General features: G+C 75.1%; 18 protein-coding genes and 2 tRNA genes. 10 read left to right on the forward strand and 10 right to left on the reverse strand.

The features are described from left to right. Positions 1 to 55: 55 nt before the first annotated feature. Positions 56 to 652, reverse strand: a complete 597-nt coding sequence (locus tag ACFVU3_RS19215) for a histidine phosphatase family protein (RefSeq protein WP_390067554.1) — start codon at positions 650 to 652, stop codon at positions 56 to 58. 167 nt (positions 653 to 819) lie between these two features. Between ACFVU3_RS19215 and ACFVU3_RS19220 the strand changes: the two genes are divergently transcribed. Genes ACFVU3_RS19220 through ACFVU3_RS19230 form a run of 3 tightly spaced genes read left to right on the forward strand, consistent with a single transcriptional unit; the run spans position 820 to position 4,906 of the window. Next, complete coding sequence (locus ACFVU3_RS19220; RefSeq protein WP_390067556.1) at positions 820 to 1,983, forward strand: hypothetical protein; 1,164 nt, start codon at positions 820 to 822, stop codon at positions 1,981 to 1,983. Then, complete coding sequence (locus tag ACFVU3_RS19225) at positions 1,974 to 3,563, forward strand: hypothetical protein (RefSeq protein ID WP_390067558.1); 1,590 nt, start codon at positions 1,974 to 1,976, stop codon at positions 3,561 to 3,563. The genes ACFVU3_RS19220 and ACFVU3_RS19225 overlap by 10 nt, the downstream gene beginning before the upstream one ends. Continuing rightward, a complete protein-coding gene (locus tag ACFVU3_RS19230) occupies positions 3,560 to 4,906 on the forward strand; it encodes an AAA domain-containing protein (RefSeq protein WP_390067559.1) in 1,347 nt (448 codons plus the stop codon). Before ACFVU3_RS19225 ends, ACFVU3_RS19230 begins: the two co-directional genes overlap by 4 nt. A gap of 57 nt (positions 4,907 to 4,963) precedes the next feature. On the opposite strand, the gene ACFVU3_RS19235 is transcribed toward ACFVU3_RS19230, so the two are convergent. Beyond that, positions 4,964 to 5,617, reverse strand: coding sequence for a peroxiredoxin-like family protein (locus tag ACFVU3_RS19235; protein WP_390067561.1), 654 nt, complete (start codon positions 5,615 to 5,617; stop codon positions 4,964 to 4,966). 81 nt (positions 5,618 to 5,698) lie between these two features. Between ACFVU3_RS19235 and ACFVU3_RS19240 the strand changes: the two genes are divergently transcribed. The 4 genes from ACFVU3_RS19240 (at position 5,699) to ACFVU3_RS19255 (ending at position 7,681) form a co-directional block, all read left to right on the forward strand. Further along, positions 5,699 to 6,313, forward strand: coding sequence for a TetR/AcrR family transcriptional regulator C-terminal domain-containing protein (locus ACFVU3_RS19240; RefSeq protein ID WP_390067562.1), 615 nt, complete (start codon positions 5,699 to 5,701; stop codon positions 6,311 to 6,313). A gap of 86 nt (positions 6,314 to 6,399) precedes the next feature. Next, a complete protein-coding gene (locus tag ACFVU3_RS19245) occupies positions 6,400 to 6,756 on the forward strand; it encodes a hypothetical protein (protein ID WP_390067564.1) in 357 nt (118 codons plus the stop codon). 216 nt (positions 6,757 to 6,972) lie between these two features. Then, positions 6,973 to 7,617 (forward strand): hypothetical protein, encoded by a 645-nt coding sequence (locus ACFVU3_RS19250; RefSeq protein ID WP_390067566.1) that lies wholly within the window; start codon positions 6,973 to 6,975, stop codon positions 7,615 to 7,617. After that, positions 7,608 to 7,681, forward strand: a tRNA-Lys gene (locus tag ACFVU3_RS19255). The genes ACFVU3_RS19250 and ACFVU3_RS19255 overlap by 10 nt, the downstream gene beginning before the upstream one ends. Positions 7,682 to 7,759: 78 nt before the next feature. Here the strand turns inward: ACFVU3_RS19255 and ACFVU3_RS19260 are convergent. Next, positions 7,760 to 9,040, reverse strand: coding sequence for a M6 family metalloprotease domain-containing protein (locus ACFVU3_RS19260; protein WP_390067568.1), 1,281 nt, complete (start codon positions 9,038 to 9,040; stop codon positions 7,760 to 7,762). Positions 9,041 to 9,366: 326 nt separating this feature from the next. Here ACFVU3_RS19260 and ACFVU3_RS19265 point away from each other — a divergent pair, with 326 nt between their 5' ends. Next, positions 9,367 to 11,262, forward strand: a complete 1,896-nt coding sequence (locus ACFVU3_RS19265) for a putative bifunctional diguanylate cyclase/phosphodiesterase (RefSeq protein ID WP_390067569.1) — start codon at positions 9,367 to 9,369, stop codon at positions 11,260 to 11,262. Positions 11,263 to 11,353: 91 nt separating this feature from the next. Here ACFVU3_RS19265 and ACFVU3_RS19270 read toward each other — a convergent pair whose 3' ends face one another. After that, the gene (locus tag ACFVU3_RS19270; protein WP_390067571.1) at positions 11,354 to 13,060 is read right to left on the reverse strand and encodes a glycosyl hydrolase family 18 protein; all 1,707 of its coding nucleotides are present in this window, start codon (positions 13,058 to 13,060) and stop codon (positions 11,354 to 11,356) included. A 254-nt stretch (positions 13,061 to 13,314) separates the two neighbouring features. After that, positions 13,315 to 14,430: an LLM class flavin-dependent oxidoreductase gene (locus ACFVU3_RS19275; RefSeq protein WP_390067573.1), complete on the reverse strand. Its 1,116-nt coding sequence runs from the start codon at positions 14,428 to 14,430 to the stop codon at positions 13,315 to 13,317. A 375-nt stretch (positions 14,431 to 14,805) separates the two neighbouring features. On the opposite strand from ACFVU3_RS19275, the gene ACFVU3_RS19280 reads away from it, so the two are divergent. After that, complete coding sequence (locus tag ACFVU3_RS19280; RefSeq protein WP_390067574.1) at positions 14,806 to 15,564, forward strand: IclR family transcriptional regulator; 759 nt, start codon at positions 14,806 to 14,808, stop codon at positions 15,562 to 15,564. Positions 15,565 to 15,660: 96 nt separating this feature from the next. Then, a tRNA-Lys gene (locus tag ACFVU3_RS19285) sits at positions 15,661 to 15,734 on the forward strand. 76 nt (positions 15,735 to 15,810) lie between these two features. Here the strand turns inward: ACFVU3_RS19285 and ACFVU3_RS19290 are convergent. The 5 genes from ACFVU3_RS19290 to ACFVU3_RS19310 form a co-directional block, all read right to left on the reverse strand. Beyond that, entirely contained in the window at positions 15,811 to 16,464 is a 654-nt protein-coding gene (locus tag ACFVU3_RS19290; RefSeq protein WP_390067575.1) for a response regulator, read from the reverse strand. Beyond that, positions 16,404 to 17,699 carry a sensor domain-containing protein gene (locus tag ACFVU3_RS19295; RefSeq protein ID WP_390067577.1) on the reverse strand — a complete coding sequence of 432 codons (1,296 nt, stop codon included), beginning with the start codon at positions 17,697 to 17,699 and terminating at the stop codon, positions 16,404 to 16,406. Before ACFVU3_RS19295 ends, ACFVU3_RS19290 begins: the two co-directional genes overlap by 61 nt. A 73-nt stretch (positions 17,700 to 17,772) precedes the next feature. Further along, entirely contained in the window at positions 17,773 to 19,509 is a 1,737-nt protein-coding gene (locus ACFVU3_RS19300) for an AMP-binding protein (RefSeq protein WP_390067579.1), read from the reverse strand. 26 nt (positions 19,510 to 19,535) lie between these two features. After that, positions 19,536 to 20,126, reverse strand: a complete 591-nt coding sequence (locus ACFVU3_RS19305; protein ID WP_390067580.1) for a lytic polysaccharide monooxygenase — start codon at positions 20,124 to 20,126, stop codon at positions 19,536 to 19,538. Between the two features lie 198 nt (positions 20,127 to 20,324). Next, positions 20,325 to 22,273, reverse strand: a 1,949-nt coding sequence (locus tag ACFVU3_RS19310) for an SPFH domain-containing protein (protein ID WP_390067582.1), incomplete at its 5' end; no start/stop codon positions are given.

Genomic DNA, 22,273 nt, shown 5'->3' on the forward strand with positions numbered 1-22,273 from the left:
CCGGGACAGGGGATCCGCGCCACCGGGTCCGGGACGCCGGATCCGGGGTCCGGGCTCAGCCCTCCAGGTGGCCCGTGTCGTTCCAGCGCTCGATCGCCGGTGCGCCGTACGCCCAGCCGAGGACCGAGAGGCTGGTCGGGTCCAGGCGGATGCGGGCGGCGAAGGAGACGTCCTCGCCGAGCCAGCGGGCGCCGATGGAGCGGAGGATGTGGCCGTGGGCGAAGACCAGGACGTCCCGGTCGGCCGAACGGGCCCACGCGACGACCTCGTCGGCGCGGGCGGACAGCTGGGCCAGCGACTCGCCCTCCGGGACGGCGTCGCGCCAGATGAACCAGCCGGGGCGCCCTTCCTGGATCTGGGCCGGGGTCAGGCCCTCGTAGGCGCCGTAGTCCCACTCCATGAGGGTGTCCCAGGACTCGGCGCGGTCGCCGAAGCCGGCGAGGTCGCAGGTCTCACGCGCGCGGACCAGCGGGCTGGTGCGCACCTCGACGCCGGGCAGCCCCTTCCAGGGGCCCCGGTGCAGGCGTTCGCCGAGCAGCTCGGCGCCGCGCCGGCCCTCGTCGAGCAGCGGGATGTCGGTCCTGCCGGTGTGGCGTCCGAGGAGCGACCACTCGGTCTGGCCGTGTCGGGCGAGCAGGATGCGCGGTGCCATGGGCGGGGCTCTCCAGAGATTGCGCGGATACGGGGAACGGCGCCTTCCGTCGGGGGCCCTCCGGAGGGTCGCCTCCATCATCGCGCAGGCGGCCCGGGCGCGAACTCCCGGTGTCCCCGCGCCGGAACGCGCCCGCGTTGTCAGTGCCGGATGCGAGACTTCCGCGGGTGAGCGCATCCCTGGACGACGGCGGGTCACGGCCGCCGCAGACGACGGACCCCGTGCCGACCCCGGCGAACCGGCGCAGGACGCGGGAGAGACTCGCCGAGCTGCGCGGACCGGCGGTTCCGCCGCGTCCGCTGGACGCGCGGGCCCTGGCCGCGCTGGCCGCCAATCCGGGGTGCAGGCGTCGCGCGCTGCTGGACGGGGCCGGGGTGGACAAGGGGGCGCTGGCGTCGCGGCTGGGCTCGCCGGCGCCGTTCGGCCAGTCGCAGTTCGCGATCGTGCGGGGCAACAGCTTCGAGGCGAAGGTGAAGGCGGACGGCGGGCGCGAGCTGCTGCGGCTCCTCGGCGTCGAGGACCCGGGGACCGTCTCCGTGCCCGATCTGTCGGCGTCCGGGCCCGAGGGGCGGACCGCGCGGACGGCGCTCGCGCTGCGCGAGGCGACCGGGGCCGGCGGGTGGACGCTGCTCGACCATCCGCTGCTGACCCTGGAGGTGGCGGGTTCGCCCGTGCACCTGGAGCCGGACGCGGTGGTGGTGGACCCGGCCGGGCGGTGGACGGTCGTGGAGATCAAGTCGTTCCCGATGGTGGACGGGGCCGCGGACGCGGCGAAGGTCGGCGCGGCGGCCCGGCAGGCGGCGGTGTACGTGCTGGCGCTGGAGCGGGTGGCGGCGCTGACGGAGGGCGCCGAGGTCGGCCACGCGGTGCTGCTGGTCTGCCCGAAGGACTTCTCGAACCTGCCGACGGCCTCCGTGGTGGACGTGCGCAAGCAGCGGGCGGTCACCCGGCGGCAGCTGGAGCGGCTGACCCGGATCGAGGAGATCGCCGACGCCCTGCCGGAGGGGCTGACCTTCGACGTGAAGGGGTGCTCGGCGGAGGAGCTGGAGACGGCCGTGGCGGCGGTCCCGCACGCGTACGCGCCGGAGTGCCTGGCCGCGTGCGAGCTGGGCTTCCACTGCCGGTCGCGGGCGCGGGAGGCGGACGCGGTGCAGACGCTGGGCCGTTCGGTGCGGGGCGAGCTGGGCGGGCTGACCACGGTCGGCGCGGTGCTGGGCGCCGCGCGGGGCGAGCACGGCGACCCGGAGGACCCGGCGGTGGCGGCGCTGCGCCGGGCGCGCGCGCTGCGGCAGGAGGCCCTGGACGAGGCGGAGGCCGCCGCATGTCGCTGATCGCGCACCTGGCCCGGATGGAGGCCGTGGAGGCGGGCCGGGCGCAGCCCCTGGCGACCGTCCGGCACCGGCACCTCTCCGGGCGGCCGCTCGTCCTCGTGCCGCTGACCACCGCCGGTGAGGCCGGCGCCCCGCTCGGGGCCCTGGTCGGCACCGGCCCGGAGGACCCCCGGCTCCTCGTGGTGCCGCAGCCGCGCGACCGTGAGCTGCGGTTCGCGTTCCTGGCCGAGCTGGCCGAGGAGGTGCTGCCGTACGTCGACGGGTTCACGGACGCGGTGGAGCTCGTCGAGCGGAACGAGACGGACCCGGAGACCGGGAAGAAGGCGAAGGTCGAGGTCGAGCTGTGCGCGGACGCGCCGCAGCTGATCGTGCCGAGCCGGGCCGGGATCGAGTACGTACGGCTCCTGGGGCGGTCGACGCGCTTCCGGCGCACGGCCGAGCAGGACCCCGACACGCCGTATCCGGCACCCGCGCGCGTGCCGCTGCTCGGGCGCTGGCTGACCCACTTCGGCGAGCGGGCCCGGGTGCCGGGCTCCTCGCTGCTGCTCGCGGCGACCGACCTGCTCAACCGGCACTGGGCGACCGGGCAGTCCTCCCTGGAGGACCAGCACCTGGGGGCGCTGCTCGCCTGGATCGACCCGTACGACGGGGAGCCGGGCGCCGAGGCCGCGTACCGGGCCGAGCTGGGGCGGGACGCGCGGGGGCAGCTGTGGTGCCCGCCGGCCGGGCCCGCGACCGACCCGGCCTTCGACAACCAGCTGCTGGCGCCCGCGATCGAGGCGTACGACCGGGCCCGGCAGGAGGTCGGCGCCGCCGAGGACGGCGAGACGGCCGACGCGGCCCTCGCCGCGCTGCACCGCGCCGAGGGCGAGGTGCGCCGGCTGGTGGCCTCGCAGCTGCGGCCGACCTGGGAGGCGACCTGGCGGGCGCTCGGCCTGCTGCGGGAACTGCCCGAGGGGGGCCGGGTGGTGGACCGGTGGACCCGGGACCGCTGGTCGTTCACCGCGCACCGGGACCGGATCGCGGCCGGGGAGCCGCCGCAGCCGCGCCGCGACGACGCCGTTACCGCCGCCGCGAAGCTCGCCGCGCGCGAGCAGGCGCAGGGGCAGCTGGACGCCCACGAGGCGCTGGACGATCCGCTGGTCCTGGCCGGACGGCGGCTGGCGGGCGAGGCGTTCACCGGGGAGGTCACCGAGGTGGTCATGGCGTGGACGGAGTCGAGGCGGCCCGCGCCGCGCCCGCTGCTGACGGTCCGCACGGAGGACCGGCCGCATCTGGACGCGGGCGTGAAGGTGTACCGCTCGCTGGACGGCAAGCCGCAGTCGGCGGAGTTCGTGGCCCGCGAGGAGGACGGCTCGCTCGTGCTGCGGCTGCTGGACAGGATGGGCCGGTCGAAGGAGCCCGCGGAGGGCACGGTGCCGGAGAAGGGCGCGCGGATCGCCTGGACGCTCTTCGAGCACGACACGCGGGTGGGGCCGAAGCTGCCCGACCCGGAGGAGACGCCGTGGACCCACGGCGGCCCGCCGCGCTCCGCCGAGGGCGAACTTCCCGACGCCGTGACCCCCGAGGACCTGCTGTGACCGTGTACGACCCCGCCGTGCTCGACCCCGCCGCGGCCGCCGCGAAGGCGACGGCGGAGATCCTGGAGAGCACCCTGCACGGCACCGCCCGGGGCGTGGTCGTCGACTCCCCGCCCGGCGCCGGCAAGTCCACGCTCGTGGTGCGGGCCGCGCTCGAACTGGCCGCCGCCGGGCGCCCCCTGATGGTGGTCGCGCAGACCAACGCGCAGGTGGACGACCTGGTGCTGCGGCTCGCGGAGAAGGAGCCGGACCTGGAGGTGGGCCGGCTGCACTCCAGCGACAGCGACCCGTACGACAAGGCGCTCGACGCGCTGGAGCACGTACGGAAGTCGGCGAAGGCCGGGGACCTCGCCGGGCTGCCGGTGGTCGTCTCGACGGCCGCCAAGTGGGCGCACGTGAAGAACGTGGAGCCGTGGGCGCACGCGATCGTGGACGAGGCGTACCAGATGCGCTCGGACGCGCTGCTCGCCGTGGCGGGGCTCTTCGAGCGGGCGCTGTTCGTGGGCGACCCGGGGCAGCTCGACCCGTTCTCGGTGGTCGGCGCCGACCAGTGGGCCGGGCTCTCCTACGACCCCTCCGCCTCGGCCGTCTCGACGCTCCTGGCGCACAACCCGGAGCTGCCGCAGCACCGGCTCCCGGTCTCCTGGCGGCTGCCCGCGTCGGCGGCGCCGCTGGTGTCGGACGCCTTCTACCCGTACACGCCCTTCCGCTCCGGCACCGGCCCCGGCGACCGGCGGCTCGCCTTCGGCGCGGCCTCCGACGGCTCGGCCGCCGACCGGGTCCTGGACGAGGCCGCCGAGTCCGGCTGGGGGCTGCTGGAACTGCCCGCCCGGCACACCCCGCGCACCGACCCGGAGGCCGTGCACGCGGTCGCCCTGGTGGTCCGCCGGCTCCTGGACCGGGGCGGCGCGGCGGTCAGCGAGCGTTCCCCCTCGCCGGTGCCGCTGACGGCGGAGCGGATCGCGGTGGGCACCGCCCACCGGGACCAGGCGGCGTCGGTCCGGGCGGCCCTCGCGGCGCTCGGCGTGTCGGGGGTGACGGTCGACACGGCCAACCGGCTCCAGGGCCGCGAGTACGACGTCACGGTCGTCCTCCACCCCCTCTCGGGCCGCCCCGACGCCACGGCCTTCCACCTGGAGACCGGCCGCCTCTGCGTCCTGGCCTCCCGCCACCGCCACGCCTGTGTCGTCGTCTGCCGCGCCGGTGTGACGGACCTCCTCGACGAGCACCCGTCGACGGAACCGGTCCAGCTCGGCGTCACGGTGAAGTTCCCGGACGGCTGGGAGGCGAACCACGCGGTCCTCTCGCACCTGGCGGAACACCGGGTGACCTGGACGCCCTGACCCGGCCGGCCGCCGTGCGAGCCGGACGCCCCGACCCGTACGGGCCCCCGCGATCCCTCACGGGCCCGTACGGGTGTTCCGGGCGCCGCCGTCGGGCCGGGCGCCGCCGTCGGGCCGGGCGGCGGCCGCGTGGGCGAGGAGTTCGTCGACCGTCCACTGGTCGTCGATGTGCTCGCCGTACTTCGCGGCGGTGATCCGGCCGTCGGGGGCGACGAGGAAGTCCGCGGGGAGGCCGATCCGGCCGCCGGGCTGGGAGGCGGCCGGCAGCCGGCCCCGGCCCCTGAGCAGTTCCACGGCGCCGCCGCACACGCCCTTGACGATCCCCGGCCACCCCCGCGGGTCGAGCAGGGCCCGGCGGTGGGCCTCGACGCCGAACGCCCGGTACAGCTCCTTACAGGGGTCCGCGACGACGGCGAACGGCAGGTGGGCCACGTGGGCGCGGAGTTCCTCGGCGGGCGAGTGGAAGAAGACCACCTCCCGGATCCCGGCCCGCTCGATCTCCTCGTGGCGGCGGGCGACGGAGCGGAGGTGCAGGTGGCAGACGGGGCAGCCGGCGAAACGCCGGAACTGCGCGTGGACGGCGCGCTCCGGGTCCGGCACGGCCAGCGGCGGGCCGAGGACCGGGGCGAGCGTGCGGACGGGGACGGGGTCGCCCGGCCGGAGCCGGGTGCGGGCGGGGGTCGAGGAGCCGTGGGACGAGGACGTGCGCATGGGTCACCTTCCGCGGGTCAGCCCGTAGGCGTACGGCGTACTCCTACGATCGTAGGCGTAGGGCGTACGCTGTCAACCGTCATGCCACGACCCCGCTCCCTCACCCCCGGCCGACTCGCCGCCGCCGCGCTCGCCGTCGTCGACCGCGACGGACTCGCGGCCCTCTCCATGCGCACCGCCGCCAAGGAGCTCGGTATGAGCCCGATGGGGCTCTACCGGTACGTGACCGACCGGGACGAGCTGGAGCTGCTGGTGGTCGACCGGATCCTCGGCGAGGTGGACACCACCCCGCCGCCCGGGGACGCGCCCTGGCCCGAACGGGTCGAGGTCATGGCCGGGCGGCTGCGCGACGCCGTCGCCCGCCACCCGGAGGCCGTCCCGCTCACCCTCGCCCACCGCCACCGCGCCGCCGGCGGGCTGCGCTGGTCGGAGACGGTGCTCGCGATCCTCACCGGGGCCGGGATCGACGGCCCCCGGCGCGTGGTCGCCCTGCGGGCCCTGCACGCGTACGTGAGCGGCGCCATCCAGCTGGAGCACCGGGGACCGCTCGCCGGCCCGGGGACGGCGGCGATCGCCGCGCTGCCCGGAGACCGGTTCCCGCTGCTGACGGCGACCGCCCGGGACGCCGGCGGGGTCGCCCCCGACGAGGAGTTCCTCGGCGGGCTGCGGATGCTGCTGCGCGGCCTCGGCGGCTAGGCCGCGGGGCGGTCTTGCGGGGCACGGGACAATGGGGGGTGGTCCGGGTCTCCGGGCCGCGTGCGTGTGCGAGGAGGAACAGAGCGATGGCGGAACCCGCGGAGCGGAGCGGACAACGGCGGCTGCGTCCGGCGCCGCTGATCTTCGAGCCTGCCGAGGCGACCGCGGACCCGGAGCACTTCTTCGACCTGGAGTCGATCGACGACCCGAGGGAGCTGCTGTCCCGGGCGACCGAGCTGACGCTGGCGTTCCGGGCGGCGACGGACCGGGCGATCGAGTTCCAGGCCGTGGCGGCGGCCCAGCTCGCCGACCCGAAGCGGTTCGACCGGCTGACGGCGGCGGACGTGGCCGAGCGGGCGGCCTGGACCGAGGACTACGCGCGGAAGATGATCGAGTTCGGGCGGGACCTGATCCGCACGAACGGGCGGCCGGCGGAGGACTGAGCCTCCGGACGCCTTCGGACACCTCCGGACACCTCCGGACGCGTCCGGGCACGGCGGCCCCGGACACCTCCGGACGCCTCCGGGCACCTCCGGACATCTCCCGACGGAACAGGCGTTCGGCATATGCGGGGCGCACGATACTCCTCCGGAAAGGGCCGCGTCCGCGTTTCCCGGAACTCTCGGCGTTCCCTTCGTCACCGGCGGTAGACCTGTCCCATGACGACGACGACCTGGCTGCGCGACGAGACCACCCCGTACGACGTCTTCCGCTTCCTGCGGGCGGGTGACGAGGACCGGCACCAGACCGCCCGGGTGACGGCGGACGGCGCCGCCTGGCTGGCGTCGGCGGCCGGCGGGGAGCCCGGGGCGGCGCTCGCGCGCTGGGAGGCGCGGCCGGAGTCGCCCGCGGTGCTGCCGTGCGGCTCGGCCTTCGACGTGGTCAACGTGGACCCGGTCTTCGGGCGGCGGATGCTGGACCGGATGTGGGAGGAGGGCCCGGGCTCGGGCCCGGTGGCCGCGCACCGCGGCCGGATGCTGCTCTTCGCCGCGCCCGGCACGGCGCAGCGGCTGCCCGCGCTGCTGGACTGGGAGGAGTGGGGCGAGACGGTGCCGCGGCCGCTCTGTCACGGCACGGGCGACGCGGTGACGGTGCCGCCGCTGGCGCCGGCGGGGACCAACACCGCCGAGCCGCGCTGGCTGGTCGCCCCGGACACCCGGAACCCGTGGCTCCCGGGCCCCGAGGTGATGCTGTGGGCCTGTGTGCGGGCGGCCCGGATGGTTTCCGCCGCCGACGTGCGGGTATCGATTTTCGCTCCCGCCGCTCAGGGTGCTAATGTCTACGACGTCAGCAGGCGCCGCTAGCTCAGTTGGTTAGAGCAGCTGACTCTTAATCAGCGGGTCCGGGGTTCGAGTCCCTGGCGGCGCACCGACACAGGAAGGCCCCTCACGCGAGTGAGGGGCCTTCCTGCTGTGTCCGGCGGGTGCCCGGCGGGTGTCCGGCGGATCAGTCCGGATCGGGCGGAGTGATCTTCACCGTCCAGACGCCGGCCTCGCTGCGGTCGGCGACCTCGACGCGGACGCCCGTGCCGGGCACGGTGAGCCTCTCCCCCACCTCCATCGGGGCGTCGGCGAGCGGCGGGTAGACCGAGCGCTCCCAGCACGCCTCGGTGTCCGGGTGGGCGTCGACGACCTCGACCGGGCCGTCGCCGGAGGCCGCGCCGGCCCGCACCCGGTAGACGAGGACGCCCTCGGTGCAGGTGTCGGCGTCGTTGCCGGTGGCGGCGCGGGCCTCGATCGCGAGGACGCTGTCGGCGCCGGTGCGGACGACGGCGAGCCGGGTGCCGCGCGCGGTGGGGGTGACCGGGGCGGCCGAGACGGCCTCCAGGCCGACCACGCGCGGCTCGCCGCCCTGGACGCAGGTCACCTGGGAGCGGTCGAGCCAGCCCAGCTTCCACTTGTGCCAGCCGAACGGGTCGGGGGCGAGCCCGAACTGGCTGCCCATGACGTCCCAGTCACCCACATGGGTGTCCCAGTCGCCCTTCCCGTCGGCGGGCCGGCGGTAGAGGTCGGGCAGGTCGAAGACGTGGCCGGTCTCGTGGGCGAGGACGTTCCGGTCCGGCGGGTGCCGCTCGAAGACCGTGACGACCCGCCGGATCTTCGCGCCGTCGGCCTCCAGCGGCCGCTCCAGGTTGACCACCTTGGTGGCGTCCGAGTCCACGCCGGGCGCGTCCGGGTCGGCGACCAGGTAGACGATGTCGTACCGGGAGAAGTCGACGGAGTCGTCGGCGGCGGCGACCGCGTCCCGCAGGTAGGCGGCCCGCTTCCCGGCCTCCCAGTCGCGCCGTATGTCGTAGTCCGTGGACGGGCGGGGCATCGGCGTCCAGGCGGCGCGGGGGTGCGGGCGCAGGGTGAACCGCCCGTAGGAGGCCCGCTGGAAGAACTCGGTGGTGGCCGGGAAGTGGTCGGCGGTCAGCTCCTCCGGGGTGGTCAGCGGGGCGGCGTCCGGGAACGACAGGAAGATCATCACCGCGTCGAGCGTGCGCTCGGGGCGCGGATAGGAGCCGTTCCAGCTGGAGAGGCCGAGGGAATGGTGGGCGGCGGTACGCGGCAGGGCGCAGGGGCCGGCCGACGGCGCGGCCACCGCGGGCCCGGCGACCAGGCCGGTGGCGGCGAGCGCGGTGAGCGCGGTGAACGAGGCGGCTCCGGCGCGCAGCCGGGAGCGCTCCACTCCCCCGGGTGGCTGCTGACCCTCCACGTGGACCTCCGGTTCGCGAGTGCGGGACACCTCCACCACCTTGTGATGGTTCGCGGTGTTTCGCATGTTTCCGCTGCCCCGGTCGGGTGAGGGCGCGGCGCGGGGTGGACGGGAGGCGAGCAGACTCCAGCTCACGGAAAGTCACATTCGGTCACCCCGAAGACGTCGCACGTCAGACCCGAACGGAAACGGTCGAGGGGTGACGTCCGGTGGTCAGCCTCACACCGTCCCGGGCCCCGGCCACCCGCCGGGGAGCTGGAACGGTCCCCCGGGCTGGCTCTATGATCGGCACACTTGTCCCAGGCCGACCATCCCGACCACATGTGAACGGCCCCCCTGCGTCACGGGAGCGAGCGGTGAGCGGAACCCCCGAAGGACCGGTACACCCAGAACCCCCCGGCGCCCCGCCGGCCCGTCCGGCCCTCACGGAGCGTGAACTCCGCGACTACCGGGCCGCCTTCCGCGCCTCCCAGCTCGCCATGGCCCTCGTGGACCGGGACGGCCTGGTCGTCGCCGCCAACGACTCCCTCGGCACCCTCCTCGGCACCGACAGCGCGGCCCTGCGCGAGCAGGCCGCCGCCGACCTCGTGGACCTCGCCGCCGACGGACGCACCTGGCACGCCTACCGCGAGGTGCTGCGCGGCCGCCGCTCCCGCTTCCGCTGCACCCGCCGGCTCAAGCACCCGGACGGGCGCAAGCTGTGGGCCGAGGTCACCGTCGCCCCGGTCCCCGACACCGGCCGGGTGCTGCTCTCGGTCGCGGACATCAGCGACCGGCGCGAGCTCCAGGCGCGGCTGCGCCACCTCCAGATGCACGATCCGGTCACCCGGCTGCCCAACCGAGCGCTCTTCTTCGAGCGCCTCTCGGCCGCCCTGGAGACGGCGGCGGCGGAGTGCGCCGAGGCGGCCGCCGGCGCGGCCGGCGCGATCGAGCCGGCCGGTGGGCCCGAGCCGTACCGGTCACACCGTTCGTACCTGTCGTACCAGTCGCACGGCCATGGCAGAACAGGGCGGATCGGTCTCTGCTACCTGGATCTCGACGGATTCAAGGCGGTCAACGACACGCTCGGGCACCGGGTCGGCGACCGGCTGCTCGCCGCCGTCGCCGGGCGGCTCACCGAGTGCGCGGACAGCGCCGGTTACACCCGCGGCGGGGGCCATCTCGTGGCCCGGCTCGGCGGCGACGAGTTCGCCGTCCTCGTCGAGGACTCCACCGGGACGGAGCAACTCGCCGATCTGGCCCGCTCGGTGCTGAACGCGCTGGAGCGGCCCTTCGACCTCGGCGGGCAGCGGCTCTCGGTCTCGGCCTCCATCGGCGTCGTGGAGCGCACGGCCCTCGGCACCACCGCCACCGGTCTGATGCAGGCCGCCGACACCACGCTGTACTGGGCGAAGGCCGACGGCAAGGCCCGGTGGACGCTCTTCGACCCGGAGCGCAACGCGCACCGGATGACGAGGCAGTCGCTCTCCTCCACGCTGCGGCCGGCCGTGGAGCGCGGCGAGTTCGCCCTGGAGTACCAGCCGCTGGTCGATCTGGCGGGCGGCGCGGTGCGGGGTGTGGAGGCGCTGGTGCGCTGGAACCACCCGCAGTTCGGGGTGCTGCCGCCGAATCGGTTCGTCGCGATCGCCGAGGAGGACGGGTCGATCGTCGAGCTCGGGCGGTGGGTGCTGCGGACCGCGTGCGAGCAGGCCCGGCAGTGGCAGAAGGACCATCCGCGCGAGCGGCCGCTCTTCGTCTCGGTGAACGTGGCGGTCCGCCAGGTCTGGGACTCCGACCTGGTGGCGGACGTGGCGGGGATCCTCGCCGAGACCGGGCTCGCCCCCCATCTGCTCCAGCTGGAGCTGACCGAGTCCGCGGTGATGGGCTCGGCGGGCCGGCCGCTCCAGGCCCTCCAGGCGCTCAGCGACATGGGGGTGCGGATCGCCATCGACGACTTCGGCACCGGCTACTCGAACCTGGCCTATCTGAGCCGGCTGCCGGTCTCCGTCCTCAAGCTGGACGGCTCCTTCGTGCGCGGCTTCCAGGACGAGGAGCACGCCAGCCCGGCGGACGAACTGATCGTGGAGGCGCTGGTGCAGCTCGCCCACCGGCTGGGTCTCACCGTCACCGCCGAGTGCGTGGAGACGGCCGGGCAGGCGGCGCGGCTGCGGCGGATCGGCTGCGACACCGGGCAGGGCTGGCTGTACTCGCGGGCGGTGACCCCCGACCGCATCGCCGCGATGCTGGAGGGCACCACGCCGCTGCGCGTCTGAGGCCGGCGGCGCGGACATGGAACTGCCCCCGGCCGGAGGGACATTCCGGGCGGGGGCAGTGGTTCATGAGGGGTGGAGCGGGTTCAGCGGATCAGCAGGCGCCGAGGTCCTGCCAGACGCCCCACTCGCCGGTGGTGCCGGGGGCCTCGTTCTGGGTCCACCACTTGGCCTTCCACTTGCGGCCGCTGTGGGAGACCTCGTTGCCCGCGTTGTAGACCGTGCCGGCGACGTAGGCCGGGAGCGAGCCGCAGCCGGCCGGGGGCGTGGTCGGAGGCGTGGTCGGCGGGGTCGTGGGCGGGGTGGTCGGAGGCGTGGTGGGCGGGGTGGTCGGAGGCGTGGTCGGCGGGACGGTGGTGCCGCCGAGCGCGGTGTTGATCTGGGTCAGCAGGGTGGCGTTGTTGTCCAGGCCGAGAAGCGAGTACATCATCGCGCCGCCGAGACCGCGCTGCTTGCCGTAGTCGACGCGCTCCTGGATGGCCTTCTGGTTCAGGCCGGTGAAGAACTCGCCGTCCTTGTAGAAGTACGCGGACTTCGCCTGGTCGTCCCAGAAGGTGGTCGACGCGTTGTCGACGATGCCGCCGAGCTCCTTGTAGTGGGCGATGCCGGCCTGCTGGGAGAGCGGGCGGGCGTTCGAGCCACCGGTGGCGGTCTGCGCGAGGCCGTTGGCGGAGCCGGCGGGCACGCCCTTCCAGCCGCGGTAGTAGAACTCGTAGCCCAGGGTCAGCTTCTCGGCGGGGAAGCCGCCGGCGATGCCGTAGGCGGGCTTGCCGTCGATCCAGGAGTCGATCGCGTTGTCGATCGAGTACTTCTCGGTGCCCGGGGCGATCGGGTCGGTCGGGTCGTTCGCGCCGGAGTAGAGCGGCGACTGGTGGTACGTCGGCCCGTCGCCGTCCCAGGCGCCGTGCATGTCGTACGTCATGATGTTGGCGTAGTCCAAGTACTGGCCGATCTTGTCGGTCTCGATGTACTTGATCTTGTCCTGGCCGGCCGGCATGGCGGCGGTCAGCATGTACTTCTTGCCGCCGTTGGCCGCGCCGTACTCGTCGAGCTGCTTGCGGAACTCGGCGAGGAGCAGGGTGAAGTTCTGCTTGTCCTCGGGGCCGTAGTGGTTGCCCAGGTGGCCGCCGGAGGAGCCCGGGTACTCCCAGTCGATGTCGATGCCGTCGAAGATGCCGGCCGCCGTGCCCGCGCCGCCGAAGCCGCCCTCGACGGGCAGGTTGCCCTTGAGGTACTGGTCGATGCAGGAGGAGACGAGCTTCTTGCGGCTCGCGTCCGTCTTCGCCGCGTCGTGGAAGTACTTGGAGTAGGTCCAGCCGCCCAGCGAGATGTTGATCTTCAGGTGGGGGTACTTCGCCTTCAGCTCCTTGAACTGGTTGAAGACGCCCACGATCGGCTGGTCCCACTTGTCGGCGACGCCGTCGACGGAGTCGGCCGCGGAGAAGGACTTCTGGTAGTCGGCGTAGGAGTCGCCCGCGCCGTCGCCCGCGTTCGGGTTGTTGTCGTCACCCGCGGCCTTGTTGGCCATGAAACACGTGAGGTTCGTCGGGTGGATGTTGCCGAACGAGTAGTTGATGATGTCGAGCTGGCTCGCGATGCCCCGCGTGTCGAGGTGCTTGGGGTAGAACGCGTTGCCGTACACGCTCCACTGGTCGTAGTACGCGATGCGCACACCGCCGGCGGAGGCGGTGGTCGAGGCGTCGGCGGCCTGGGCGGAGCCGAGACCCGCGGTCGCGGCGAGAGCGCCGGCGGCGAGGGCCGAGCTGAGCAGCGCGGCGATCAATGACTTACGGGGGTGCACGAGCGTCCTCCGATGGGGGGTACTGGTGGTGCCGTACAAGGAGTTGGAGAAGTGATAGCCCCCGCGTGAACGGCGCGTCAATGGTCTGAACCAGATTGAGGACTAGACCAATTCGAGGAAGAAAGACCTCGTCAGAGGCGTGCAGCACAAAACGGAACCGCCCGCCACCATCGGTGACGAGCGGTTTAAGGTTCCTTTAGGGAAGCCCGGCGGCCGGCCGGGAGAGGAACCAGCCGTCCGACGGAATCGCGGATTCAGTCCGCCTGCGCGTCCTCCGCGGGCAACCCGTAGGCGTCGGCGATCAGTTCGTAGCTCCGCAGCCGCGCCGCCCCGCCGTGCACGTTCGCCGTCAGCATCAGCTCGTCGGCGCCGGTCCGCTTCTGGAGGTCGTCCAGGCCCGACCGGACCGCGTCCGGGGTGCCGTACACGACGTTCGCCAGCCAGCCGTCGACGAACTCGCGCTCCGCCGGGGCGAATCCGTACGCCTCCGCCTCCTCCGGCGCCGGGACGAGGCCCGGCCGTCCGGTGCGCAGCCGCAGCATCGAGAGCGCGCCGGTGAGCACCTGGCGGTACGCCTCCTTCTCGTCCTCGGCGGCGAGGGCGCCGACGCCGATGAGGGCGTAGGGCGCGTCGAGCACCGCGGAGGGGCGGAAGGACTCCCGGTAGAGGTCGAGCGCGGGGATGGTGTTGCGGGCCGAGAAGTGGTGGGCGAAGGCGAAGGGCAGCCCGAGGAGTCCGGCGAGCCGGGCGCTGAAGCCGGAGGAGCCGAGCAGCCAGACGGGCGGCCGGCCCTGCGGGCCCTGCACCGGGCCGGGCACGGCGTGGATCCGGGAGTAGGGGTGCGCGTCCGGGAAGTCGTCGTCGAGGAAGCGCGTCAGCTCGGACAGCTGCTCGGGGAAGTCGTCGGCGCCCTCGTTCAGGGTGTCGCCGCGGCGCAGGGCGGCGGCGGTGGCGCCGTCGGTGCCGGGGGCGCGGCCGAGGCCGAGGTCGATCCGGCCCGGGGCGAGCGCCTCCAGGGTGCCGAACTGCTCGGCGATCACCAGGGGGGCGTGGTTGGGGAGCATCACGCCGCCGGAGCCGAGGCGGATGCGGCGCGTGTGGGCGGCGAGGTGGGCGAGGATCACGGCCGGGGAGGACGACGCGACCCCGGGCATGGAGTGGTGCTCGGCCACCCAGTGCCGGTGGTAGCCGCGCCGCTCGGCGAGCCGGCTCAGCTCCACGCTGGTGGCGAGCGACCGGCTCGCGGTGGAGCCGCTGCCCACCGTCACCAGGTCGAGCACGGAGAGCGGTACGGGGGCGTCGCCCCGGGCCTCTCCCCGTACGGGGTCGTCCGCCGTGCCTGCGTCTGCCCGGGTGCCGCTCTCGCTCACCGTCCGGTCCTCTCTCCGCGCGGGTATGTCCACCGGAGCGGCAACAGGGGGATGGGGGCGCTTATTCCGGGGCGAACGGGGCGCTACGGGTGACCGGGGTCACATTCCAGCCATCGGAGCGGCAGGTTCCGGGTCCGGTTCCTTCGGGAAAATCTTCGCTCCTCCCCGAACCGAACACCCGCGCGAGAGCAAGTCCGCACACGCCTGACCTGAGACTCTTCCGCGCATTCATGCCCATGTCATATGCCAGGGTGGCGCGTCCCAGTACAGGGCGGGGACCCTCCGCATGATTCTCGCCAACAGCCGCCCCGTAAAGGGCCCTTGGCGGCTATCGTGGTACAGAAGCTTGCGGTCACAACCTGGTAGGGGGAAACCGTGGCGCTGAAGCCCGAGCCCACCGCGCCGTTCCACTCGGTGCAGTACGCCCTGCGCGTCCTCGAGACGGTCTCGCGCCACGGCGGCGGGGTGTCGGACGTCCAGATCGCGCGCGAGGCCGGACTGCCCGTCGCCCACCTGTCGTCGCTGCTCCTCATGCTCCGCCGCGAGGGGTACGTCGAGCAGGTCTCCGACGGCGCGTACGTGATCGGCGACTCGCTCGTCCTCCTCGGCTCCGGCGCCACCCGCCGGGAGGCCCTGGAGGCCAAGCTCCAGGAGACCCTCACCGAACTGCGCGACTCGGTCGGCGCCGCCGTCTACATCAGCCGGTACATCGACGGCGAGGTGAAGATCACCCAGTTCGCCGACAGCCCGCGCACCCCCAAGGTCCACGAGTGGGTCGACTTCCGCTCCGCGGCCCACGCCAGCGCGGTCGGCAAGTGCCTGCTCACCCAGCTCGACCTCAACGGGCGCCGCGACCACCTCTCCCGGCACAAGATCGCCCGGCTCACCTCCCGGACGATCACCAACGAGAAGGTGCTCTTCTCCAAGCTGGACAGCCAGCCGCCCACCGTCCCGGTCCTCGACCTCCAGGAGTACGCCGTCGGCACGGTCTGCGCCGCGGTCCCGCTCACGGCCGGCTCCGCCGTGGGCTGCCTGGCGCTCTCGCTCCCCATCGAGCACGCCCACCGGCTGCGCTCGGCCGCCGACACGCTGAACCGGCGGGCGGCCCCGGTGGTGCTCTCGCTGGCGATCTGAGGCACGGAAGGGCGCGGAAGGACGGGGGAGCACGGCGTCCCGGCGGGGTGGTCACGAGCACCCCGCCGGACCAGGTAGTATTTTCTCTGTCAGCAGGCGCCGCTAGCTCAGTTGGTTAGAGCAGCTGACTCTTAATCAGCGGGTCCGGGGTTCGAGTCCCTGGCGGCGCACCGACACGGGAAGGCCCCTCACGCGAGTGAGGGGCCTTCCCGCTGTGTCCGGGCCTTCCCCGGGCGGGGCCGCCCGTCACGCCTGGAGGTAGGCGAGGACGGCGAGGACCCGGCGGTGGGTGTCCTCCGCCGGCGGCAGGTCCAGCTTGGCCAGGATGTTGCCGATGTGCTTGCCGACGGCGGCCTCGGTGACGACGAGCCGCCGGGCCACCTCCCCGTTGGAGTGCCCCTCCGCGACCAGCGCCAGGACCTCCCGCTCGCGCGGGGTCAGCGCGGCGAGCGGATCCCGGCGGCGCCGCAGCAGCTGCCGTACGACCTCCGGGTCGACGACCGTGCCCCCGGCCGCCACCCGGTCCAGGGCGTCCACGAACTCCGCCACCTGCCCCACCCGGTCCTTGAGCAGATAGCCGACGCCGGTGCCGTCGCCCGAGTCGAGGAGGTCGGCGGCGTAGTCCCGCTGCACGTACTGGCTGAGGACGAGGACCGGCAGGCCCGGGCGCTCGGCGCGCAGCGCGACGGCGGCCCGCAGCCCCTCGTCCTGGAAACCGGGCGGCATCCGCACATCGGTGAGCACCACGTCCGGGTCGTGGGCGGCGACCGCCGCCCGCAGCGCCTCCGCGTCGCCGACCGCGGCCACCACCTCGTGGCCGAACCGGGCCAGGAGCCCGATCAGCCCCTCGCGGAGGAGGACGCCGTCCTCGGCGAGGACGACGCGGAGCTGACGCGGCACGGGATCTCCACTCGTAGGACCGTCGGCCCGCCGGGCGGGCTGGTGATCGTCAGTGTGCCATCGAGGACGGCCAGCCGGTCGGCGAGTCCAGTGAGCCCGGAGCCCCGGGCCGGGTCGGCGCCGCCCCGGCCGTCGTCCTCGACGGTGAGGACGAGGACGCGGCCGTCGTGCCGGCCGGTGAGGCGGGCTCGGGAGGCGCCGCTGTGCCGGTCGACGTTGGCGAGCGCCTCGCGGCCGGTGAAGTGGGCGGCGCTCTCCACGGCGGCCGGCAGCCGGGGCAGCCCGTCCAGGTCGGTGTCGACGGGCACGGCCGTGCGGTCGGCGGCGTCCGCGAGGGCCGGGCCGAGGCCGTAGTCGGCGAGGACCTGCGGATGGATGCCGTGGATCAGCTCGCGCAGCTCGGCCAGGACCTGCCCGGCCTCCTCCTGCGCCTGCGCGAGCCGCTCCGCCAGCGGCCCGTCCGGCGGAGCGTCCAGCCGGGCCAGGCCCAGGGTCATGGAGAGCGCCACGAGCCGGTGCTGGGCCCCGTCGTGCAGGTCCCGCTCGATCCGCCGCCGCTCGGCCTCGAAGGCGTCGACGAGCCGGGCCCGGGAGGCGATGACCTCGCCGAGCCCGTCCGCCGCCCGGGGCGTGAGCAGCGCCCGGGCCAGCGCGCCCCGCCCGGCCGCGTACAGGCCGAGGGGGCGGCTGAGGACGACGAGGGCCAGCGCGCCGACGGCCGCGCCGGCGAGGGCGCCGGGGTACGAGGTCACCAGGACGGTCTTCAGGAGCTTGGTCTCCTCCCCGTCGGCGGCGAGCAGCAGTGGCGCGGCGAGCAGGGTGCCGGGCGCGACGACGGCGACGGCCAGCACGAGGGCGTCGAGCGGCCACAGGACGGTGGCGAGGAGCAGCGCGTACGCGAGCTCCCGCCAGGTCGCCCGCTCCCCCGCCCGGGTCCGCACCCAGGCCCCGAGCCCCGGTGCGGCGGGCACCCGGTGCGGGTCGGCCGCCGGCCGCCGGTCCACGAGCCGCAGCCGCAGCCGCTCGGCCCCGCCGAGCGCGACCCCGCCGGAGAGCAGCAGCGGGATCCCGACGAGGAGCAGTGAGGCGAGCAGCAGCACCAGGAGGGCGGCGCAGGCGAGCGCGCCCGCCACGACCCCCGTGAGGAGGTAGCCGGCGCTCCGCCACGGCCCGCCGCCGAAGGGATGCCGCAGGGGCCGCTGGACCAGTGCCTGCCGGACGTCACGTGCTTCCATGACCGCCCACCGTAGGCGGCGGCCGCGCGGACGGGCCATGGGGCGGGAGGGTGCGGCGGGGGTGGTGCCGGCCCTACCCTCCCGGGGGCCTCGGGAGGGTGCCCTGCCGCGGGACCCCCGTGGGGGGCGGCTGTGCCGGGGTGCGGCCGTGGTCAGTGTACTGGGCGCGGAGGGTGGTGAGGGCGGCGGGGGTGAGGGGTTCGTAGGGGGCGCCGGGCGTGGGGCACCACCAGACGGGGTCGTCGCAGAGGAAGGAGGCGCGGCGGAGGGCCACGCGGTGGATCTTGTTGGTGGCGGTGAGGGGGAGGGCGGGGGTGACGCGGACGAAGCGCGGGGGCATCTTGGTGCCGAGGTCGGGCTGGTCCGCCAGGAAGGCCGTGAAGGCGGCCGGGTCGAAGGAGGCGCCCGGGCGGAGGGCGAGCGCGGCCATGACCTGGTCGCCCGCGACCGGGTCGGGGATCGCGTAGACGGCGACGCCGGCGGCCCGGTCCCAGCGGGCGAGGATCGCCTCGATCATGGCGGCGGCGAGGTTCTCGCTGTCCACGCGGAGCCGGTCGTCGGTGCGGCCGGCGAAGTAGAGGAAGCCGGCCTCGTCGCGGTAGAAGAGGTCGCCGGTCCAGTACCAGCCGCCGCGCCGCCGGGCGGCCTCGGCGTCCGGGTTGCGCCAGTAGCCCTCGAAGGTGCCGGTGCCGCCGCGGTTGACGAGTTCGCCGATGGCCTCGTCGGCGTTGAGGAACCGGCCGGCGGGCGAGAAGCGGGCCGGCGGGCAGGCGCGCAGGGTGTCGGGGTCGATGACGGCCAGGTCGTCGTCCGGGGCGGCGCGGCCGATGGCGCCGGGCGGGGTGTCGGGGGTGCGCTGGATCGACGCGCCGCCCTCGGAGGAGCCGTACCCCTCGACGAGCGGCACGCCGAAGCGCTCGCGGAAGCGGGCCGCGTCGACGGCGCCCGCCTCGGTGCCGAAGCCGAGGCGGAGCCGGTGGTCGCGGTCGTGCGGGCCGGGCGGGGTGGCGAGGAGGTACTGGACGGCCCGGCCGACGTAGGTGAAGTAGGTGGCGTCGTAGCGGCGGACGTCGGAGAGGAAGCGGGAGGCGGAGAAGCGGGCCCGCAGGGCGATCCCGGCGCCGGCGGCGAGCGCGGGCGCCCAGTCGGCGATGACGGCGTTGCCGTGGAACATCGGCATGCAGATGTAGTGGGTGTCGTCCGGGCCGACGGAGAAGGCGCGGGCCAGCGCGGCGCCGGCGGACGCGACCGCGCCCTGGCTGCGGAGGGCGGCCTTGGGGGCGCCGGTGGAGCCGGAGGTGAAGGTGAGGAGGTAGCGGGTGCCGGGGCCGACGGGGCCGAGGACGGCGTCGCCGGGGCGGGCGTCCGCGTAGGGCGCGAGGAGGTCCTCGTACGCCTCGGTGTCGGTGACGAGGACGCGTACCCCGGGCAGCGGCAGGCCGTCGAGGAGCGGCAGGTGGGCGCGCTGGGTGACGAGGACCCGGCAGGCGGTGTGGGTGATGTCCCGGGCGAGTTCGGCGCCGCGCCGGGTGGGGTTGACGCCGGCGACGGCGGCCCCCGCGAGGGCCGCCGCGCCGAGCCAGAGCGGGTACTCCGGCGTGTTGTCGAGGAGCAGGCCGAGGTGCGGCTCGCCCCCCGGCCGGGGTGGCATCAGGTCCACGAGCAGGGCGGCCCGGGCGGCGGCGCCCGCGGCGGCCCGGTGGTGGCTGAGGGTGTGGTGCTCGTCCCTCAGCCCGGTCCGGTGGTCGCCCCAGCGGCGCCGTATCAGCTCCGCGACGGTGTCCGCGCCTGCCCGTGTCGTGGCCGTCATGGCCCGGGACTGTAGCTGACGCTACGTCAGAACTGAACGTCCGAGCAGGCGTAGAAGGCGTTCGCGGTGTCCGCGACGGTCCACACCGCCAGGATCAGGTGCTTGCCCGTCTTGCCCGCCGGGATGGTCCCGGAGTGCGAGAGGGTCGCCGGCGGCTGCTGGCTGTTGTAGGGGACGGTCAGGAACGGCTGGGGGTCGAGCTGGGCCCGGGTGAGCTTGCTGCTCGGGTTCCAGCCGTTCTTGGTGATGTAGTAGCGGAAGTCGGTGGTGCGGTGGCGGGCCGTGAACTGCCAGCGGAAGGTGTAGCTCTGACCCGCCGTGACCTTGGTCGCCGGCCAGGCGCCGCCGCGCGGGTCGTCCAGCTGGGCGAACTGGGAGTTGCCGCCGGCGCAGATCGTGCCGTCGGCGGGTCCGGCGCCCGGGAAGCCCTTGAGGCCCTCGACGGACTGCGGCTCCCACTGGATGTTGCCGCAGTTGGTCACCGTGCCGTTGGCACAGAGCTTCTGGCGGCTGATCGGCGAGTCGGTGTAGCCGTGGCTGTTCGCGGTGCTGGTGGCGAAGAGGGAGGCGGCCGTGACGCCGAGCGCCACGGCGGCCAGCCCTGTCTTTTTGCGCATGCTGTCGCTCCAGGGAGAACGTGGGGGAGTTCTGTGATGCCCGTGGGCCGTGCTGCACGCGTGCGGGGTGGTACGGAAGGAACCGTTCTAGGTCTAGACCAAGTACCAAGGTAGGGACGGAAGTTGAACATGTCCATACCAACGGCGAGGGCGGCCGGGAGATCCCGACCGCCCTCGCACGCCGAACCGGAACCGGCCTCAGGCGCCCTCGCCCGGGCCCCCACGGCCCGTGTAGAACGCCACCGTCAGGTCCTTCACCAGCGCCTTGCGCTCGTAGTCGTCCAGCTCCACGAGACCACGACTGGTCAGCCGGTGGACCACGTCGTCCACCGCGTCCACCACCGACGTCAGCACGCTGTCCCGGTGCTTCGCGTCGATCGCCGCGATCCGCCGCCGGCGCATCGCCTCCGCGACCTCCGGGGCGTACTCGATCCGCGTCGGCTGCGCCGAGAACACGTCCAGGCCGACCGGCGCGCACTCCGCCGACAGCATCCGGGTCAGCGCCTCGCCGACCGCCTCGGCGTCCCGGAGCGTCGGCGCGTCCTCGTGGAACGCGTCCGCCGGCAGCTGCGACAGCACCCGGGCCATCGCCGCCTCCACCTGCTCGCGCAGGTAGTCCTCGTGGCCGTCGACCCCGAGCGCCGCGCGGACGGTGTCCCGCACCCGCCACACCACGAGGACGGTCACGTCCAGCGCGGTCCCCTTCGCGTCCACCGCCGGCAGCGGCTCGCTGCGCCAGTGCCGCAGCCGGACGTCCACCCGGCGGCGCAGCAGCAGCGGGCTCGCCCAGACCAGGCCGGTACGGCGGACGGTGCCGCGGTACTCCCCGAAGAGGGTCAGCACCCAGGCGTACCCGACCCGGCCGCGGCCGAGCCCGCCCACCGCGAAGAGCAGCACCAGCACGCCGAGCGCCAGCAGCCCCCACTGGGCGAGGTGGATCCCGTGGTACGGACGCGGGGGCAGCCGCAGCATCCGCGCGGCCTCGGCGGGCACGGCGCCCGCCCACCAGACGACCGCCGCGCACCCCACGAGCGCGAGCAGTCCGCCGACCACCCCGACCCAGCCCGGCAGCACCGCGGCCGGGCGCTCCACCAGCCCCGGGTCGGCCGTCGGCGCGGGCCGCGCGGACCCGGCGCGGGCCGGCGCCGGCTTGGCGGCGGGCCGCGGGATCACGGCCTTCGCCCCCCGGCCGGTGGGCGGCGCCATCGCGACGGTGTCGGGACCGCCGTCGTCGTCGGCGCGGCGGTCCGCCGGCGCGTCCGCCCCGCCGCCGTCCCGGAACAGCAGGTGTACGGGGATCGATCCGGTCTCCGCCCCGATGACGTTCTTCCGCCGCGGCAACCGCCCCACGGCGGCGACCGGCACGGCGACGGACGCCACCCGCGCCCCGGTGATCCGACCGAAGTCGAGCACGTCCCGCTCCTCCTTGAACACCCCGGCCCCCAGGACGGCCGGCAGGCCGGAGCCGCCGACGGGGGCGGGGGCGGCCGCGTCGGGGGCGGGTGCCGCCGGGGAGGGGGACGGGGACGGAGATGGGGATGGGGACGCGGCTGTGGAGCCGGAGGCGGCGGGCGCCGCGCGGGTCGCCCCGGCCGGGCGGGCGGCCGACGCCGAGCCGACGGGCGTACGCGCCGGGGCGGCGCCGGTCCCCGTCTCCGGCCGCGCCCCGGCCGCCCCGCGGGAGGCTTCCGCCCCGGCGGTGCCCGACGGGCGGTCGGACGCCGGCGCGACGGCGGTACGGGCGGTGACCGGGCCGTCCGCGGTCACGGGCACCGGCCCGGGGCCGCCGCCGGCGGGAGCGGTGGCGCCGGCGGGAGCCTCGGCGCCGGCGGGAACGGTGGCGCCGGCAGGAGCGGTGGCGCCGGCAGGAGCGGTGGCCGCGCCCGTCGCGTGCCCGGAGCCGGCGGACGCCGCTCCCGGCCTCGCCCGCGACAGGCCCTCGGCATCCGGGGCGGCGGCCGCGGCCGGGGGCGTGTCCCCGGGCGTACGGGCGCCGAGCGCCGTCGCCCCCTTGGGCCGGGCCGGGCCGCCGGGCGCGACCGGCGCCCGGCGCGCCTCCCCCGGCGCGGGAGCGGCGGGCGCCACGGCCGGTGCCGGTCCCGCCGGACCGCCGCCGGCGACCGGCACCGGGCGCACTGTCCACGGCC

It is taken from the genome of Streptomyces sp. NPDC058052, assembly GCF_042885515.1.
Classification (GTDB): Bacteria; Actinomycetota; Actinomycetes; order Streptomycetales; family Streptomycetaceae; genus Streptomyces.